This window comes from Streptomyces sp. NPDC059895, from assembly GCF_042731035.1.
Taxonomy (GTDB): Bacteria; Actinomycetota; Actinomycetes; order Streptomycetales; family Streptomycetaceae; genus Streptomyces.
The window spans coordinates 182,739-198,993 of record NZ_JBHWKO010000014.1 but is presented as its reverse complement, the minus strand read 5'-3'; the positions used below and the strand labels follow the sequence as shown (position 1 = coordinate 198,993).

Below are 16,255 nucleotides of genomic sequence, written 5' to 3'. Positions count from 1 at the left end.
CCGCCGGTCAGCCCGCCGGTCAGCGCCCGCCGGTCAGCGCCCGCTCCAGGATGCCGTCGAGGTCCGCGCCGTCGGGGAGGGTGCCGAAGGCGTACCCCCAGTCGCCGCCGAGCCGGGTCGCGCAGAAGGCGTCGGCGACCGCTGCCGGGGCGTGCCGGACCAGCAGGGAGGCCTGGAGGACCAGGGCCATCTGCTCCACCAGACGGCGGGCTCCGGCCTGCGTCGCCTCCCCGAGCCGGGACCTGAGCCGGGTGACCGCCGCGTCCAGCCGGGCATCGGCCCCCCGCGCCAGGGCGAGCTCGTCGAAGAGGGCCTCCGCGGTGGCCGGCTCCCTGGTCAGCGCCCGCAGCACGTCGAGGGCGTTGACGTTGCCGGAGCCCTCCCAGATCGACAGCAGGGGGGCCTCGCGGTAGTGCCGGGGCATGCCCGACTCCTCCACGTAGCCGTTGCCGCCGAGGCACTCCAGGGCCTCCGCGGTGAAGGCCGGACCCCGCTTGGTCACCCAGTACTTGCCGACGGCGGTCGCGATCCGCCGGAACGCCCGCTCGCCCGCGTCCCCGCGCACCGCCCGGTCGGCCGCCCCGGCCAGCCGCAGCGTGAGCGTGGTGGCGGCCTCGGACTCCAGCGCGAGGTCCGCCAGCACGTTGCGCATCAGCGGCTGGTCCAGCAGCCGCGCGCCGAACGCGCTGCGGTGGCGTACGTGGTGCCCCGCCTCGACGAGCGTCCTGCGCATCAGCGCCGCCGACATCATCACGCAGTCCAGGCGGGTGCAGTTCACCATCTCGATGATGGTCTTCACGCCCTCGCCCTCGGGCCCGACCAGCCAGGCCACCGTGCCGTCGAACTCGGGCTCGGAGGATGCGTTGGAGCGGTTGCCCAGCTTGTCCTTCAGTCGCTGGATGCGGAACGGGTTGCGGGTGCCGTCGGGCAGGACGCGCGGCACGAGGAAGCACGACAGACCCCCCGCTCCGCCGCGCGGGGACGCCTGGGCCAGCACCAGGAAGACGTCGCACATCGGCGCCGAGGTGAACCACTTGTGTCCCCGCAGGGTGTACACGCCGGGCTCGGCGGTCGGCGTGGCGGTCGTGGTGTTCGTCCGGACGTCCGAACCGCCCTGCTTCTCGGTCATCCCCATCCCCGCGAGCAGTCCGCGCTTGCCCGTCGGCGCCCGCAGCCCCGGGTCGTACTCCCGGCCGGTGAGCAGGGGTTCGTACACCTCGGCGAGCTCGGGCCGGCGGCGCAGGGCGGGGACGGCCGCGTACGTCATGGAGGTGGGGCAGCCGTGACCCGCCTCGGTGTGGCCCCAGACCAGGCCGCCGGCCGTCCGGGCGACATGGGCGCCGGGCCGGCCGTCCGCCCAGGGCGCCCCGGCCAGTCCCTCGGCCACCGCGACCCGCAGGAGCGCGTGCCAGCTCGGGTGGAAGTCGACCTCGTCGACGCGGTGGCCGTACCGGTCGTGCGTGCGCAGCACCGGTTCGTGCCGGTTGGCCAGCTCGGCCCACTCCTGCGCCTCGGGACCACCGGCCCGCAGCCCGAGCCGTCGGACGTCCGCCTCCGCCCAGCCGGCGCCCTCGCGCCGCAGCCCCTCCAGCAGGGCGGCGTCCTCGGAGGCGTCGTACGGGGCGAGCGGCGGGGGCTGGTTGGTGACGTCGTGCGTGGTGTGGGCCGGGACCGGTGACTGCGGCTGCGCGACGATGAGGGACATACGCCCATGTTGCATCCATTCAGCGGTCGCAGCAATAGTGCAACATCGTGGCGGACGTACAGTACGTCGTCATGCACGCGAACGTGCCGGCGGAGGCCGGTGAGGTGGAGCTGAGGCCGCTGTCGGCCCGCTCGGTGGTCCTGAGCCTGCTGCTCGGCTCCCACCCTCCGGAGCTGCCGGTGAAGGACCTCGTCCGGCTGGTGGAGCCGTTCGGCGTCGGCGGCTCCACCCTGCGGGCGGCCCTCAGCCGGATGGCGGCCGCCGGTGACCTGCGGCGTGCCGGTGCCGTCTACGGTCTCAGCGACCGTCTCCTGGAGCGGCAGCGCCGGCAGGACGACGCCGTCCGCCCGGCGACCCGGCCCTGGGGCGGCGACTGGGAGATGGCCGTGGTGACGGCGACCGGCCGCGGCCCCGCCGAACGCGCCGAGCTCCGTGCCGCGCTGACCCGGCTCCGCCTCGCCGAACTGCGCGAGGGGGTGTGGCTGCGCCCCGCCACCCTGCTCCGCCCCTGGCCGGACGGGCTCGCCGGCGTCGTCCGGTGTTTCTCCGCCCGCCCCGAGGCGCCGGCCGGCGCGGAGCGGCAGGACCGGGAACTGGCCGCCACCCTCTGGCCGTTGGACGAGTGGGCCGGCACGGCCCGGGCCCTGCTCGCGCACATCGCGCGGGCCGAACGGCCCGCCGACCGCTTCACCGCCCACGCGGCCGCCGTACGGCACCTCCTCGCCGACCCCGTCCTGCCCCCCGAACTCCTGCCCGCCGACTGGCCGGGCGCCGCCCTGCGCGCCGCGTACACCGCCTACCAGCGGGAGGTGTCGGAAGCGGTGCACGGGCGGACGCGCGTCTGACGGGCGTGGTGTGCGGGCGGGCGCGTATCCGGCGGGCGTGGTGTGCGGACGGGAGCACGCCTGACGGCCGGGGGAAGCGGGTGGGAGCCGCTTGCCCCGGCCGTCCGGTGGGGGGAGGGGAAGGGGTCAGGGGTAGGTGATGTCCGAGGTGGAGTACAGGCAGTTGGTGCTGTCGGGGCCCACGCCCACCGCCGTGTTGTTGTTGTACTTCTGGCAGGGCACGACCTTGCGGCTCGCGTCGTTGAGGACCGTGATGTTGCGCAGGGTGGCCACGTCGTTGCGGTTGACGTTGATGCCCACGATCCGGGCCGTGCTCCCCGTGCCGGTCACCTCGATGGTGTTGAGGTTGACCTTGCGCGTGTACGAGGTGGAGCAGTCGCCGCAGGAGCGGTACAGGGTCTTGAACTCCTGCACGGCGAAGCCCGAGATGTTCACCGTGCCGCCGCCGTTGTGCTGGAACACCTTGTCGGACGCCTTCTTGGCGCCGCCGCCGATGACGTTGTACGTGGCGCTGCTGCCCCCGCGGAAGGTCGCGGCGTCCTCGCCGACGTCCTCCCACCAGACGTTCTGGAGCGTGCAGCTGCCCAGGCAGTGGATGCCGTCGGCGCCGGGCGCCCCGATGACGACGTTCTTCAGGGTCACGCCGTCGGCGAGGGTGAGGATCGGCTGCTGGTCCTCGGCCTGGTCCCCGGTGCCCAGGGCGCCGCTGCCGTACAGGCGCAGCATGCCGTAGTCCTTCGAGCCGGTCAGGCTGATGGTCGCGGTGACCGCCTGGCTACCGGAGGCGGACGGCCAGGTGGCGGCGCTCGCCGGAGCCGTACCGACTGTCGTGATCATGCCAAGCGAAAGACCGAGAGCGGCCAGCGCTCCGGTGACCGCACGCCCATGGGTGCGCGGTCGGATGGCGGAGGTCTGTGCGCGTGTACGCATGCGGGTGCGTCCCTCCAAGGATGCGGCTCGATCATGTATGAGAACGCGGAGCTTCAGCTTGAACGACCAAGGCCGTACATTACCTGTTTCGGGCGCTGCATGAACGGCTGGGTCACGCTGCTGAACGGAACGTAGAGCGCAAGCGCTTTCTAGTCAACGCTTCGCGTAGACGACATCCGGACACCGTGACTGACCTACTGACCGACCGGCTCACCTACTGACCGCCCGGCCCCCTGTCCTCCTGACCGCCCGGCCGACAGCCCGCCTTGCCTGTTCCAATGCCCGCCTGTTCCAATGCCCGCCTGTTCCAATGCCCGCCTGTTCCAATGCCCGCCTGCTCCACTGCCCGCCCCGCCACCCGGCCGCCCGCCCGGTCCAAGTGGTCGGCTGCACGCGGCTGCGGCGGGCCGCGGGAGAGCCCGCCGCCGACGGCGACGGGCTCTCCCCTCAGCTGCTTCGGGCGGGCGTCTAGACCGCCTCCGCCCGGGGCTTCCCGACGCCCGCGTCGGCGCCGCCGTCAGCCGGCGCGTCCGGCGAGGCGTCCGCCCGCGCGTCCACCGTCGGTGCGTCCGGCGAGGCGTCCGCCCGCGCGTCCGCCGCCCGTGCGTCCCCCTCGGCGACCGCCGGACCGCTCCTGCCGGGCAGGTGGTTGAAGAGCAGGTTCAGCACGATCGCGGTCACGCAGCCCGCGCTGATCCCGCTGTTCATCACCGTCTGGAACCAGTCGGGGAACTTCTCGTAGATCGTCGGGACGCCGACCGGCAGCACGCCCATCGCCACCGACACGGCCACCACCGTCAGGTTGTGGTTGCCCCGGAAGTCGACCTCGGCCAGGGTACGCAGCCCGCTCGCCGTGACCGTGCCGAACATCACCAGGCCCGCGCCGCCCAGGACGGGCGCCGGGATCGCCGCGACCACCGCGCCCAGCTTGGGCAGCAGACCGAGCAGGACGAGGATGCCGCCGGCGGCGGCGACCACCCAGCGGCTGCGCACCCGGGTCATGCCGACCAGGCCGACGTTCTGCGCGTACGCCGTGTACGGGAAGGTGTTGAAGACGCCGCCGAGGACGGTCGACAGGCCGTCGGCGCGCAGCCCGTCCGCGAGGGAGCGCGGCTCCACCTTGCGGCCCGTCATCTCCCCGACCGCGATCAGGTCACCCGTCGTCTCGGTCATCGTCACCAGCGCCACCACCAGCATCGAGATGATCGCCGACGCCTCGAAGACGGGCGCCCCGAAGTGGAACGGCGTGCTGATCCCGACCCAGTCGGCGTCCGAGACCCCGCCGAAGTCCGTGAAGCCGAAGGGGACGGCGACCGCGAGGCCCACCGCTATGCCGATCAGCACCGCGACCCGGCTGAGGAAGGCGGGCGCGAACCGCTGCACGCCGAGCACCACCGCCAGTACGAACGCGGCGAGCGCGATGTTCTTCGGCTCCCCGAAGTCCTCCGAACCGGCGCCGCCCGCCACCCAGTTGCCCGCGACCGGCAGCAGCGAGATGCCGATGACCAGGATCACCGTGCCGGTGACGAGCGGCGGGAAGAACCTCAGGAGCCGGCCGAACACCGGTGCCAGCAGCACGATCGCGAGTCCCGCGACGATCACCGAGCCGTAGATCGCGGGCAGTCCGCCGCCCGTCGTCCCGATCAGCACCATCGGCGACACGGCCGCGAACGTACAGCCCTGCATGATCGGCAGCCGTACGCCGAAGCGCCAGAACCCCACGCACTGGACGAGCGTGGCGATGCCGCAGATCAGCAGGTCCGCGGTGATCAGGTACGCCAGGTCGGCGGGCGACAGCTTCATCGCCCCGCCCACGATCAGCGGTACGGCCACCGCGCCGGCGTACATCGCGAGCACGTGCTGCAGGCCGAAGGCGGCCAACTGCCGTGCGGGGGGCACCTCGTCGACGGGGTGGACGGGTGGGGTCGTGGACATGGGCACTCCAGGGCGGCGAGGGAGGGCGGGCTTGAGGGGGTGGCAACATCCGGACAGCACGAGACCGTACGAGCCTTAAACAGTTTGTTGATTTCACGGGTGTTGCCGGTGTGTGTCCTGCACCCCGGACCCGGCCGTGCCCGCCGCCGCCCGCAGGGCCGCCCAGTCCGGCAGCTTCACCACACCCCGCCCCAGGGAGGCCCCCAGCTCCGCCTCGGCACGCTCGATGGCCAGCCATCCCGCCCACTCGACCGGCTCGGCCCCCGCGGCCCGCAACAGCGTGAGCGGATCCCCGAGTTCCCGCCGCAGCAGGACGGGGGCGTCCTCCACCAGGGACGTCACCGTCTCCTTCGCGCACGGCCGGTTGGTGCCGATGACGCCCGTCGGGCCCCGCTTGATCCAGCCGGCCACGTACTCGCCCGGCGCCACGGCCCCGTCGCGCAGCACCCGTCCGGCGAGATGCGGCACCGTCCCCCGCTCCGCGTCGAACGGCAGCCCCTCCAGCGGCACTCCGCGGTAGCCCACCGACCGCAGCACTACCTGGGCGTCGACGTCCTCGTGCCCGCCGGTACCCGTCACCCCGCCGCGCCCGTCGGGAGCGGTCCGTTCGAAGCGCACCGCACCCACCCTGCCGTCGGCCGCGAGGAGTTCGACCGGCCGCAGGAAGAAGCGCAGGCGGATCCGGCGCCGCAGGCCCCGTGGCGGTGCGGCCGCCCAGCCGCGCAGTACCTCGATGTTGCGGCGCTGCGCCGCCGGCAGGGCGGACGGGTCGCGGTACGCGGGGTCCAGCGCCAGCTCCGCCTCGTCGACCACCACGTCGGTGTCCGGCAGGCCGCCCAGTTCCCGCAGCTCCTTGGTGGTGAACCGCGCCTGGGAGGGGCCGCGCCGCCCGACCATGTGGATCTCGGTCACCTCGCTCGCGGCCAGTGCCGTCAGCGCCGCCTGCGGCATGTCGGTGGCGGTCAGCTCCGCCGCGCCCCGGGCCAGGATCCGCGTGACGTCCACCGCGACGTTCCCCACGCCGATCACCACGGCCGAGCGGGCACCCGTCAGGACGCCGTCGACGACGGCGTCCGGGTGGGCGCTGTACCAGGCCACGAAGTCGGTCGCCGACCAGCTGCCGGGCAGGTCCTCCCCGGGGATCCCCAGCCGCCGGTCCGCCGCCGCGCCGACGCAGTACACCACCGCGTGGTACACCTCCCGCAGCCGCTCGACGGGCACCCCGCCCGCCCCGACCCGCACCCCGCCCAGGAAGCGCACCCGCTCGTGCTCCAGCACCGTGCGCAGGTTCTGCTGGAGCGATTTGATCTTCTCGTGGTCCGGGGCGACGCCGTACCGCACCAGCCCGTACGGGCACGGCAGCCGGTCCAGGACGTCGACGAGCACCTCGGGGTCCTGCTGGACCAGGCTCTGGGCGGTGTAGACCCCACTCGGCCCGGAGCCGACGACGGCGACACGGAGCACGGCCGAACTCCTTACCCCGGCAGGCGCAGGAGAGCGCTGACGCTTCCAGCATGGCACCGCCGCGGCCGCGCTGACAGGGCGCTGAGCGCCGGGGTCGTGCGTGTCCGCCCGTATGGAGGGTGATCGGGCGGTCACGTCACGTGGTGTGACGGACGTGCCCTGCCGCGCGGGACGCGTCTCGGCCGAGGGCGTGCGGGCCAGACGGGCCCGTCCAAACCGGCGGACCTGGCGGGCCCGTCCAGCCCGTCCAGCCCGGCGGGCCTGGCGGGCCAGACGGGCCCGCCCATGGTCGACCAGGTAGACCAGGTCGTCCTGGTCTACCTGGTCGACCTGGTCTATCTGACGGTGCCGGCGGGCTTACAGCATCGCCCTCATCCGCGTGATCTCCGTCGTCTGCTCCGCCACCACGTCGTCCGCCATCTCCTCGACGCGGATGTTGTTCCCCTGTGCCTTGACGTCCGCGGCCATGGTGAGCGCGCCCTCGTGATGGGTGATCATCAGGGTGAGGAAGAGCTTGTCGAAGGCCTTGCCGCGGGCCGCCCGCAGCTTCCCCATCTGCGCCTCCGTGGCCATCCCGGGCATCGCGGCGTGATCGTGCCCGCTGCCCGCAGTGCTTCCGTCGCTCGCCGTGCTTCCGTCGCTCGCCGTGCCGCCGTCGCCGTCCGCGCTCGCGCCGCCCGCCGGGCTCCCGTCGTCCTCGCCGTGGGCCGACAGCCAGCTCCGCAGGGCCTCGATCTCCGGCCCCTGGGTGGCGGCGATGCGCGAGGCCAGGGCCTTGACCTGCGCCGAGTCGGCCTGCTCGGGGGCGAGCTCGGTCATCTCCAGGGCCTGGCCGTGGTGCTCGATCATCATGCGGGCGAAGGACACGTCCGCCGAGTTCGGGGTGTCGTCCTCGGCCCGCTGCTCCGCGGCGTCCTCGGCGGACAGCGTCCGGTTCTCCTCGCCCGGCTTCCCCGGCACGATCACCGAGGGTCCGCCCGCCGCTCGGGGAGTGCTGTCCGCCCCGGAGTCGCAGCCCGCGAGGACGAGACAGCCCGCGAGGACGAGCGCCGGCAGCGAGGCACGGGCGAGGGACGCGCGGCGGAAGAGCACAACGACCTCCTGACGTGACGGGTCTGACCCCCTGTCGGGATCCGACGGGGGCATGTGTGACCGTCCTAGCACGACGTCCGCCCCGGCCGGCCGGAGACGTTCATGACGAGTATGTTGCCGACCCTTGATATGTGCATGATGAAGACGATACTTCGGAGGACCGTGAACCGTTCCGTCGTGAACGGCAGCAAGGGAGGACGCAGTGACCCTGTTGAACGATCCCCGAAGGCGGCGCAGACGGCGGACGGCCGTCGCGGCCTGTGCCGGCATCCTGGCCGCACTGCTCACAGCGGTCCCGGCGGCCGCGACCCCCGACCCGGGGGACGGTCCGGCCGCGGAGCCCAAGGTGTCCCAGGATGTACGGACCGAGGTGGCCGAGGCGATAGCCGCGGGAGAGGTGCCGGGACAGGACGAGATCGTCCACTCCGCCAACATCGAGCACCTCGCCAACGTGCCCAAGGACGCGCTCACCAGCCTCAATTCGGACATCGCCTTCCAGGGCAGGTACGCCTTCGCCGGCAACTTCGACGGCTTCCGTGTCTTCGACATCAGTGACCCGAAGTCCCCGAAGACCGTCGCCCAGGTGCTCTGCCCGGGCTCGCAGAACGACATCTCCGTCTCCGGGAACCTGCTCTTCCTCTCCACCGACTCCTCGCGCAGCGACAGCAGTTGCAACAGCACCACGCAGCCCGCGACCGAGAAGTCCTCCTGGGAGGGCATGAAGATCTTCGACATCAGCGACAAGCGGAACCCGAAGTACGTCGCCGCCGTCGAGACCGCCTGCGGCTCGCACACCCACACGCTGGTGCCGGAGCGCCGCAGCGTCTACGTGTACGTCTCCTCGTACGCCCCCAACGCCGCGTACCCCGACTGCCAGCCCCCGCACGACGGCATCTCGATCATCAAGGTGCCGCGCGGCGCCCCCGAGAAGGCCGCGATCGTGAACTTCCCTGTGCTCTTCCCCGGTGAGGGGGCGGACGGCGGCGGCAACCCGGGCGGGCCCACCAACCCGGGCGTCTCCAAGACGACCGGCTGCCACGACATCACGGTCCTCCCGGAGAAGGACCTGGCGGCCGGCGCCTGCATGGGCGACGGCATCCTGTTCTCCATCGAGGACCCGGAGAACCCGAAGATCATCGACCAGGTCCAGGACAACGTGAACTTCTCGTTCTGGCACTCGGCGACCTTCAACCAGACGGCGGACAAGGTCGTCTTCACCGACGAACTCGGCGGCGGCGGCGCGGCCACCTGCACCCCGGAGATCGGCCCGGACAAGGGCGCCGACGGCATCTACGACATCGTCGGCAAGGGCGACCACCGCAAGCTCGTCTTCCGCAACTACTTCAAGATCGACCGGCCCCAGACGGCCACCGAGGTCTGCGTGGCGCACAACGGCTCGCTGATCCCGGTCAAGGGCAGGGACCTCATGGTCCAGGCCTGGTACCAGGGCGGCATCTCCGTCTGGGACTTCACCGACTCCGCCCACCCCGAGGAGATCGCCTACTTCGAGCGCGGCCCGGTGGACACCGAGCGGCTCACGACCGCCGGCTCCTGGTCGGCGTACTACTACAACGGCTACATCTACTCGAACGACATCGCCAAGGGCCTCGACGTGCTGAGGATCGACGACCGGCGCACGGATCCGGCCCAGCGGGTCCGCCTGCCCGAGCTCAACGCGCAGACGCAGCCGGACTACTTCGGCTGATCGCCGGCGGACCGTCCCGTCGCGAAGTAGCGGGACAGGTCGCCGTCACCGCTCCCGCCGGGCGCCTCGGCGTCCGGCGGGAACCCCAGTTCCCAGTCGAGCCGGTAGCGGGCGAACAGTTCGGCCCGCACCGGGGCGAGCGGCATCCCCGCGGCCGGCAGGACCATCGCGTAGACGGAGCCCATCAGCAGGGCGCGCAGCACGGGGTAGTCGGTGTCGACGTCCCGCGATCCGTGCCGTGCCACGGTGTCCCGCAGCAGCTCCGCGAGCCGCCGCTGCTCCGTGCACGGGACGAAACCCTCCGCCTGGAGCAGCCCCGCCATGTGCTGGCGCATGAGTACCGTCCGGTCCCGCGCCAGGCCCAGGACGGCGTCGATGGCCCGCGCCATGCGCTCCCGGCCGTCCTCCGTGCGCGGCTCCCGCTCCAGCGCCTCCTCCAGCGTGCGGTGCATCAGCCGGTGCACGGCCGACTGCACCAGCCGGCGCTTGCCGGGGAAGTAGTACGACACCAGTCCGCGCGCCGAGCCCGCCCGGTCGGCTATGTCGCCGAGCGTCGTCGCCTCGTACCCGCGCTCGCTCACCAACTCGACCGCGGCGTGCAGCAGTCGCTCCCGGGAACGCCGCCGCAATTCTTCATTGACCGAGGCGCTGCGCGGGGACATGCTGTAACTCCTGCGTTGACTGGCCGACAGCCAACTATACTCAGCGCATCCCCGCCGGTTCCGTGTGCGAGCCGGGCCGGGCGGCCGCCTGCTCTGGGCGACACGGGGGATCGTCCAGAGTCGGCGTGCTCCGCACCGACGGGCCGCGGGCCCCGCCGTCTCAGCCGACCAGATCCAGCACCGGCCGCAGCCCGTCCGGACGTTGCGCCGCCGGCAGATGGTCCACGAAGTGCACCGCGCAGCCGAGCGCCGCCGCCCCGCCGTCCGCGCGCCGGTCGTCACCCACCATCAGCGTCGTGCGCGGATCGACACCGAGCGCCTCGCACGCCGTCCCGAACAGCCGCGGGTGCGGCTTCTGCACGCCGTGCTCGTACGACAGCACATACGTGTCGACGAACGGATCGAGGCCGTGCTCGCGGAACACCGGCCTGAGGTCCCAGCCGATGTTGCTCACCACGCCCACCCGGATCCCGCGCTCGCGCAACGCGCCCAGTACGGGCAGGGCGTCGGGGTACGGCGCCCAGGCGGCCGGCGTCATGTGCCGGTCGTACAGCGCGTCGTGGAGCGTCGGGTCGGGCAGCGGGACCTGACGGGAGAGCCCGGTGTACGCGGCCCGGTGCGACTCGGCGCTCGTGTCCCGCACCCGCCACAGCCCGGCCAACTCCTCGGGCACCCGACCGGGCGGCGCGCCACCCGGCAGCGCACCGGCCGCTTCGAGCGCCCGCGCCGCGGACGCCAGGTGCGCCCCGGTCAGTTCGACACCCGCCGCGTCGAGCACGGCCCGCAGCCACGACTCCGCGGACTCGATGCGGAAGAGGGTCCCGGAGAAGTCGAACAGCACGGCGGAGGTCATGGAACGGATCCTACGGACGCCACGCGTCGACGCTCCATGAACGGCGGAGCCCGGCGCCATGGAAAGCGCGCGGACGGGAACATCCTCGCGGACCGCACCGATCCGCCCGTCTCCCGGCGCCCCGTCCGGCCGACCGCCCGCCCGCCGCACCTGATCCGGCGAACCGGGCCCGGCCCGGGCTGCCCTCACCGTCGGCGGGGAGGACCGGCCGGCCCGCCCCGCCGAGCTGTCCGACGTGGCGGTACCGCCGGCCCGGTGGGCTCACGGCCGCCAGCGCAGGTGGGCCGCGATCGCCAGTGCCACCACCGTCGTGCCCAGGAGCCAGCCGCCGAGGACGTCCGAGGGCCAGTGGACCCCGAGCCACACCCGGGTCAGCCCCACGCCCGCCACCGAGACGACGGCCACCGCCACCGCCGTACGCCACACGGCGGGACGGACGCCGTGGCGGTACAGGAGCCACAGCAGGAGGCCGAGGACGACCGTGGCCGTGAGGGCGTGACCGGAGGGGAAGGCCGCGTAGTGGGCGGAGTCGACCGGGTCGGGCCAGCGGGGGCGTTCGCGGCCGACCGCGGCCTTGAGGCCCTGCTGGAGGACGGTGCCCACGGCCGACACCGTGACCAGCCACGCCGCCGTCCACCACGCCGCGCGCCGCCACACCAGCCATGCCGCGACCCCCGCGCACAGCAGTCGCATCGCCACCGGGTCCCAGACCCAGTCGCTGAGGACGCGGCAGACCTGGGTGAGGCCGTGCTCGGTGACGGCCCAGCGGTGCGTCGTGCGCGAGATGTCGCGGTCGGTGGAGACCAGGGGGTGCCACTCGGCCCACACCGGGACCAGGAGCAGCAGGGAGCACAGTCCCAGGGCGAGGCCGGCGCGGACGGCGGTGCGCAGGGGCGACGGGGCGGTGGGCGGGGAGTCGACGGACGGGTCGTGCATGAGGTGATCCTTGCCGAACAACGGCGTTCGAAGCCACCCCGGAAGGCGGCCTCCGAACCCGCAGGCGGCCCGGCGGGCCCCGGGCCGGGTCAGCCGAGCGCCCGCAGCCCCGGAACCAGCGTCACCAGCACCGGGATCACGGGGACCGGTGAGGCCGCCGCCGTCAGCCGCAGCCGACGGGCCGCGGTGAGCCGGTCCGGGGGCGTGAGCAGGCGGTGCACGCGCTGCGGCACATGCGCCTGCGCAGTGGGGGAGGGGCCGAACACGCCCCGGTCCTCGTTGAGTTCCACCAGCGCCAGCCCGGTCGCCAGCCGGCCGAAGCGCCGGGAGGCCGTGTCGTCGGCGGCGAGCTCGACCAGCCGGCGCATCTCGTCCCGGAACGCGGCGAACACCGGCACCCTCGGAGACCCGTTGGCCAGCGCGGACGAGCAGTGCAGCAGCCAGTCGTGCCGGGCCCGGGCGTGCCCCTGCTCGTGCGCGAGGACCGCGTCGAGCCGACGGCCCTTCAGGCGGCGCGGCGCGGCGGTGGTGACCACCAGCCGGGGCGCCCCGCCCGGCAGCCACCAGGCGTCGGGCCGTTCGCCCTCCAGCACCACGACCCGTCCGGCCGCGGGCTCCTCGCCCGGCAACAGGGCAACAGCGGTACCCGCAAGCGCAGTTCGGCCCGTCGGCGCCGACGCCGGGAGCCCGCCCGCGCGACTTCCCGCACCAGCATGGCCCCGCTCCACAGCCCGGCGCCCGCCAGCGCCACCGCGGTCCTTGTGAGCGGCGCACCGCTCAGGGGTACGGCTTGTCACGGCAAGTGACACAGGCCACGACCGCCCACCGCCGGCCCCGACCCGGCGCGGCCCGTCAGGGCAAGGGACGCGCGCCCCGGGAGTCCGCCGGACCGGCCGGACCTCACATGGTCAGCAGCATGGCCAGCATCCCGATCCCCATCGACAGCCGGCAGGCCCGCGCCAGTTCGGGCCGGTCGCTCCAGGCGAGGGTGCCTCCCCCCGCCGTTCCCGCCGGCAGCAGCAGCCGCATCCCCGAGACGAGGACGTATCCGGTGAAGTACAGCAGCAGCGCGCCCGTCAGCAGCGGACTCCCGGCGCCGCCGTGGACGTGCCCGGCGGTGCCGGGGGAGGCCGCGGGGGCGGCGGCCATCGCGACCGCCATGTAGACCATGGCCGAGGCGCCCACCAGGTGGTGCAGATGGTGGACGCCGCCGCGGGCCGTCCACAGGGCGTGCAGCGCGGCCGCGCCGAAGACCGCCGCGTACGCCCCCCACGCCCACGGCGGCGGGGTGAACGCCGCCGCGGGCACCGCCATCACCGCCATGCCGAAGCCCATGAGCGCCTCACCGCCCGCGGCCCGGCGCTGGTCGTCGTCCCTGCTGCGCATCCGCAGCAGGCAGTAGGCGCCGGTCGCCGCACACAGCGCGACCAGCAGCCAGCCGGGCGAAGCCGGTCCGTGCACGCGCACCTCCCCGCTCGACGGTCGGTCGAGGGATGCGATGCCCAGGACACGCGGTGCGCACGCGAGCGCAAGGGGGTACGCGGGGAGCGTTCGGCGGAGCACGGCGACGGGTGACGGACCGGTGACGGACGTCACGGCTGATGTTTTACGAGTAAAACACATGCTAAATTAGTTGCCATGAGAAGTGCGACCCGACTCCCGCTCGCCGGTGTGCTGCGCCTCGGCCGGCCCTCCGACATCTGGTTCAAGCCCGCCCTCAGCGTGGTCGCCGCGGTCGCCCCGCCGAACCTGATCCTGCTGGCGCTCGGCCGCCTCGACCTGGCGATGTACACGATGGCCGGATCCCTGTGCGCGCTGTACGCCCACAACCGCCCCTACGCCGTCCGCGCCCGTGTCCTCGCCTGGGTCGTGCTGGGCATGACCGGCGGACTGGCCGTCGCCCTGCTCACCGCCGCGCTCACCACGGACGCCGTCGTCCTCGTCACCGTCGGCGCCCTGCTCGCCGCCGCGCAGAAGGTGCTCTGCGACGTCACCCGCCTCGGCCCGCCCGGCAACGTCGTCCTCACCTTCATCACCTCGGCCTCGCTGTTCGTCCCCCAGACCCCGGGACAGATCCCCGGCCACCTCGGGCTGGCCCTCGCCGCGGGCGCCTGGTCCTGGATCATCGGCATGGCACCCGGGCTGCTGCGTCCGCACGGCCCCGAGCGCCGGGCCACCGCCCAGGCCCTGAACGCGGCCGCCGCGTACGCCGCCACACGCGGCACCGGCGACGGCCACACCCGGGCCCGCGCCGCCGCGGCGGCCGCCGTCCAGGCCGCCTGGCAGTCCCTGCTGTCGGCCCGCGAGGGGGAGACGAACCGCGCCCTGGAGCGGCTCGTGATCGGCGCCGAGGTGGCCCTCGCGGCCCCCGCCGACACCGACCCGGAGCGCCTGCGCGCCTGGGCCCGCGCACTGCGCGGCACCGGCCGCGTCCCGTGCCCCGACGACCTGGCGTCCCCCGGCGGCGGCCCCGGACACAGCGGCCCCGGTGACGGCGGCACCGGGAAGGGCGGCACCGTTGACGGCGGCCGCGGGGAAGACGACGAACTCCTCGGCGTCGACGTCGAGCGGGCCGCCGGACGGCCCCCGCTGTGGAGCCGCCTCGGGCCGCTCACCCCGCTCGCCGTGCGCACCGCCCTCGGCTGCGCCCTCGCCGGATACGCCTCCCTCGCCCTCGGTATCGGCCGCCCCTACTGGGCCCTGGTCACCGCCGCCTCCCTCTACCAGGCGAACCTCACCCTCACCTGGAGCCGCGGCGTCCAGCGCGTCGTCGGCAACCTCGTCGGGGTCCTCGCCTTCGCCGTACTCGTCCCGCTCGCCCATCTCCACCAGGCGGCCCTGGTCCTCGTCTGCGTCGCGCTCAACTTCGGCGCGGAGGCGCTGATCGGCCGCAACTACTGGCTCGGCAGCGTCTGCGTGACCCCGATGGCCCTGCTCATCAGCGAGTTCGCCCACTACCAGGACGCGGGCACGCTGATCACCGAACGGGTCGTGGACACCGTCGTCGGCGCCCTGGTCGGCTTCGCCGCCGCGGTCGTCGTCACCAACCGCCGCGCCGGCGACCGCCTCGGACACGCCCTGACGGCCGCCGAACGCGCCCGTGAACGCGCCGCCCGCCTGCTGGCCGAGCCGTGCCCCGCCCCCGGCGCCCTGGAGTCCGCCCGCCGCGCTCTGGCCGCCGCCCTGGTCGACCTGCGCGCCACCGCCGACGCTGCGTCCGGCGAATGGTGGCAGCGGGCGCTGCCCCAGGAGAGGGTCGTCGCGGCCGAACAGTGCGGACACCGTACGCTCGCCGCGACGGTACGGCGCCAGGGACTCCTCCCGGCCCGGGACACCAGCGCGAGAGCGGAGGGCGTACGGCCATGACGGCGACGCAGGGACGGCCTGCCGACGGGGACGGCGCAGAACGGGGACGGTCCGCCGCCGTCCGGCCCGGAGGAACCGGGGACCCGGCCGGCGGCGACACCGTCGCCGCGGTCGTACGGCAGTGGCGGTCCGTCCGCCCGGACCTCGACACCGCCCCCATGGAGATCATCGGGCGCGTCAACCGCTGCGCGGCCCTGCTCCAGCAGGCCGAGGACGCCCCCCTGCGCCGGGCGGGTCTGAGCCGGCCCGAGTTCGACCTGCTCGGCGCGCTGCGCCGCACCGGTCACGAGCTGACGCCGGGCGACCTGGCCCGCGAGACCTTCTCGTCGGGCGCCGCCGTCACCAAGCGCCTCAAGCAGCTGACCGAACGCGGTCTGGTGGAGCGCCGGGGCGACACCCGCGACCGCCGCGTCGCCCACGTCCGCCTCACCGACGCCGGCCGCGACCTGGTCGACGGCATCCTGCCCGAGCAGCTCGCCTACGAGACCGCCGTCCTGTCCGCCCTCGACGCCGACCGGCAGGGCGAGCTGGCGGGGCTGCTCGGGGACCTGCTGAGCCGCCTCGAAGGACATATGCAGGCGCTGCGGGTCTGACGCCCGCGGACCGAACGGCGCCCGGCCCTCGGCAGGGCCTCCCGGGGCCCGGTCGGCCGGCTTCCGGCCGGTCTTCCGACGCCCCGGCGAGCCGGGGGGATTGGGATTCTCTAGGGGACCGGACCGGACCGTACTGGACGGGGTCAGACCGGACGGGTCGTACCGTACC

At 73.9% G+C, this 16,255-nt stretch carries 13 protein-coding genes and 1 pseudogene; 4 read left to right on the top strand and 10 right to left on the bottom strand.

The window, feature by feature from the left end:
• Positions 1 to 19: 19 nt before the first annotated feature.
• Positions 20 to 1,705, bottom strand: coding sequence for an acyl-CoA dehydrogenase family protein (locus ACFV9M_RS18930; protein WP_385062941.1), 1,686 nt, complete (start codon positions 1,703 to 1,705; stop codon positions 20 to 22).
• Positions 1,706 to 1,776: 71 nt separating this feature from the next.
• Between ACFV9M_RS18930 and ACFV9M_RS18925 the strand changes: the two genes are divergently transcribed.
• Positions 1,777 to 2,550, top strand: coding sequence for a PaaX family transcriptional regulator C-terminal domain-containing protein (locus ACFV9M_RS18925; protein WP_385063138.1), 774 nt, complete (start codon positions 1,777 to 1,779; stop codon positions 2,548 to 2,550).
• 126 nt (positions 2,551 to 2,676) lie between these two features.
• Here the strand turns inward: ACFV9M_RS18925 and ACFV9M_RS18920 are convergent, their stop codons facing one another.
• The 4 genes from ACFV9M_RS18920 to ACFV9M_RS18905 form a co-directional block, all read right to left on the bottom strand.
• A complete protein-coding gene (locus ACFV9M_RS18920; RefSeq protein WP_385062943.1) occupies positions 2,677 to 3,480 on the bottom strand; it encodes a pectate lyase in 804 nt (267 codons plus the stop codon).
• 468 nt (positions 3,481 to 3,948) lie between these two features.
• Positions 3,949 to 5,415, bottom strand: coding sequence for a nucleobase:cation symporter-2 family protein (locus tag ACFV9M_RS18915; RefSeq protein ID WP_385062945.1), 1,467 nt, complete (start codon positions 5,413 to 5,415; stop codon positions 3,949 to 3,951).
• Between the two features lie 93 nt (positions 5,416 to 5,508).
• Positions 5,509 to 6,879 (bottom strand): FAD-dependent oxidoreductase, encoded by a 1,371-nt coding sequence (locus ACFV9M_RS18910; RefSeq protein ID WP_385062947.1) that lies wholly within the window; start codon positions 6,877 to 6,879, stop codon positions 5,509 to 5,511.
• Between the two features lie 357 nt (positions 6,880 to 7,236).
• Positions 7,237 to 7,971 (bottom strand): DUF305 domain-containing protein, encoded by a 735-nt coding sequence (locus ACFV9M_RS18905; RefSeq protein ID WP_385062949.1) that lies wholly within the window; start codon positions 7,969 to 7,971, stop codon positions 7,237 to 7,239.
• A 202-nt stretch (positions 7,972 to 8,173) separates the two neighbouring features.
• Between ACFV9M_RS18905 and ACFV9M_RS18900 the strand changes: the two genes are divergently transcribed.
• Positions 8,174 to 9,676: an LVIVD repeat-containing protein gene (locus tag ACFV9M_RS18900; RefSeq protein WP_385062951.1), complete on the top strand. Its 1,503-nt coding sequence runs from the start codon at positions 8,174 to 8,176 to the stop codon at positions 9,674 to 9,676.
• Here the strand turns inward: ACFV9M_RS18900 and ACFV9M_RS18895 are convergent.
• From ACFV9M_RS18895 to ACFV9M_RS18875, 5 genes and pseudogenes are all read right to left on the bottom strand, one after another.
• Positions 9,664 to 10,338: a TetR/AcrR family transcriptional regulator gene (locus tag ACFV9M_RS18895; RefSeq protein ID WP_385062953.1), complete on the bottom strand. Its 675-nt coding sequence runs from the start codon at positions 10,336 to 10,338 to the stop codon at positions 9,664 to 9,666. The genes ACFV9M_RS18900 and ACFV9M_RS18895 overlap by 13 nt on opposite strands.
• 160 nt (positions 10,339 to 10,498) lie before the next feature.
• A complete protein-coding gene (locus ACFV9M_RS18890; RefSeq protein ID WP_385062954.1) occupies positions 10,499 to 11,191 on the bottom strand; it encodes an HAD family hydrolase in 693 nt (230 codons plus the stop codon).
• A 261-nt stretch (positions 11,192 to 11,452) separates the two neighbouring features.
• Positions 11,453 to 12,127 (bottom strand): phosphatase PAP2 family protein, encoded by a 675-nt coding sequence (locus tag ACFV9M_RS18885; RefSeq protein WP_385062955.1) that lies wholly within the window; start codon positions 12,125 to 12,127, stop codon positions 11,453 to 11,455.
• An 89-nt stretch (positions 12,128 to 12,216) separates the two neighbouring features.
• Positions 12,217 to 12,884, bottom strand: a pseudogene (locus ACFV9M_RS18880) (M56 family metallopeptidase); the annotation flags it as partial.
• 143 nt (positions 12,885 to 13,027) lie between these two features.
• Positions 13,028 to 13,588 (bottom strand): DUF5134 domain-containing protein, encoded by a 561-nt coding sequence (locus ACFV9M_RS18875; RefSeq protein ID WP_385062957.1) that lies wholly within the window; start codon positions 13,586 to 13,588, stop codon positions 13,028 to 13,030.
• A 177-nt stretch (positions 13,589 to 13,765) separates the two neighbouring features.
• On the opposite strand from ACFV9M_RS18875, the gene ACFV9M_RS18870 reads away from it, so the two are divergent.
• Both ACFV9M_RS18870 and ACFV9M_RS18865 read left to right on the top strand, forming a co-directional pair.
• Positions 13,766 to 15,493: an FUSC family protein gene (locus ACFV9M_RS18870; protein WP_385062958.1), complete on the top strand. Its 1,728-nt coding sequence runs from the start codon at positions 13,766 to 13,768 to the stop codon at positions 15,491 to 15,493.
• Positions 15,490 to 16,086 carry a MarR family winged helix-turn-helix transcriptional regulator gene (locus tag ACFV9M_RS18865; RefSeq protein WP_385062960.1) on the top strand — a complete coding sequence of 199 codons (597 nt, stop codon included), beginning with the start codon at positions 15,490 to 15,492 and terminating at the stop codon, positions 16,084 to 16,086. Before ACFV9M_RS18870 ends, ACFV9M_RS18865 begins: the two co-directional genes overlap by 4 nt.
• The last annotated feature ends 169 nt before the right edge of the window (positions 16,087 to 16,255 follow it).

Coding starts and splice junctions, on each gene's coding strand:
- ACFV9M_RS18895 (WP_385062953.1), bottom strand. CDS start 10,338: ATGTCCCCGCGCAGCGCCTCGGTCAATGAAGAATTGCGGCGGCGTTCC.
- ACFV9M_RS18865 (WP_385062960.1), top strand. CDS start 15,490: ATGACGGCGACGCAGGGACGGCCTGCCGACGGGGACGGCGCAGAACGG.
- ACFV9M_RS18870 (WP_385062958.1), top strand. CDS start 13,766: ATGAGAAGTGCGACCCGACTCCCGCTCGCCGGTGTGCTGCGCCTCGGC.
- ACFV9M_RS18930 (WP_385062941.1), bottom strand. CDS start 1,705: ATGTCCCTCATCGTCGCGCAGCCGCAGTCACCGGTCCCGGCCCACACC.
- ACFV9M_RS18890 (WP_385062954.1), bottom strand. CDS start 11,191: ATGACCTCCGCCGTGCTGTTCGACTTCTCCGGGACCCTCTTCCGCATC.
- ACFV9M_RS18925 (WP_385063138.1), top strand. CDS start 1,777: ATGCACGCGAACGTGCCGGCGGAGGCCGGTGAGGTGGAGCTGAGGCCG.
- ACFV9M_RS18915 (WP_385062945.1), bottom strand. CDS start 5,415: ATGTCCACGACCCCACCCGTCCACCCCGTCGACGAGGTGCCCCCCGCA.
- ACFV9M_RS18920 (WP_385062943.1), bottom strand. CDS start 3,480: ATGCGTACACGCGCACAGACCTCCGCCATCCGACCGCGCACCCATGGG.
- ACFV9M_RS18885 (WP_385062955.1), bottom strand. CDS start 12,127: ATGCACGACCCGTCCGTCGACTCCCCGCCCACCGCCCCGTCGCCCCTG.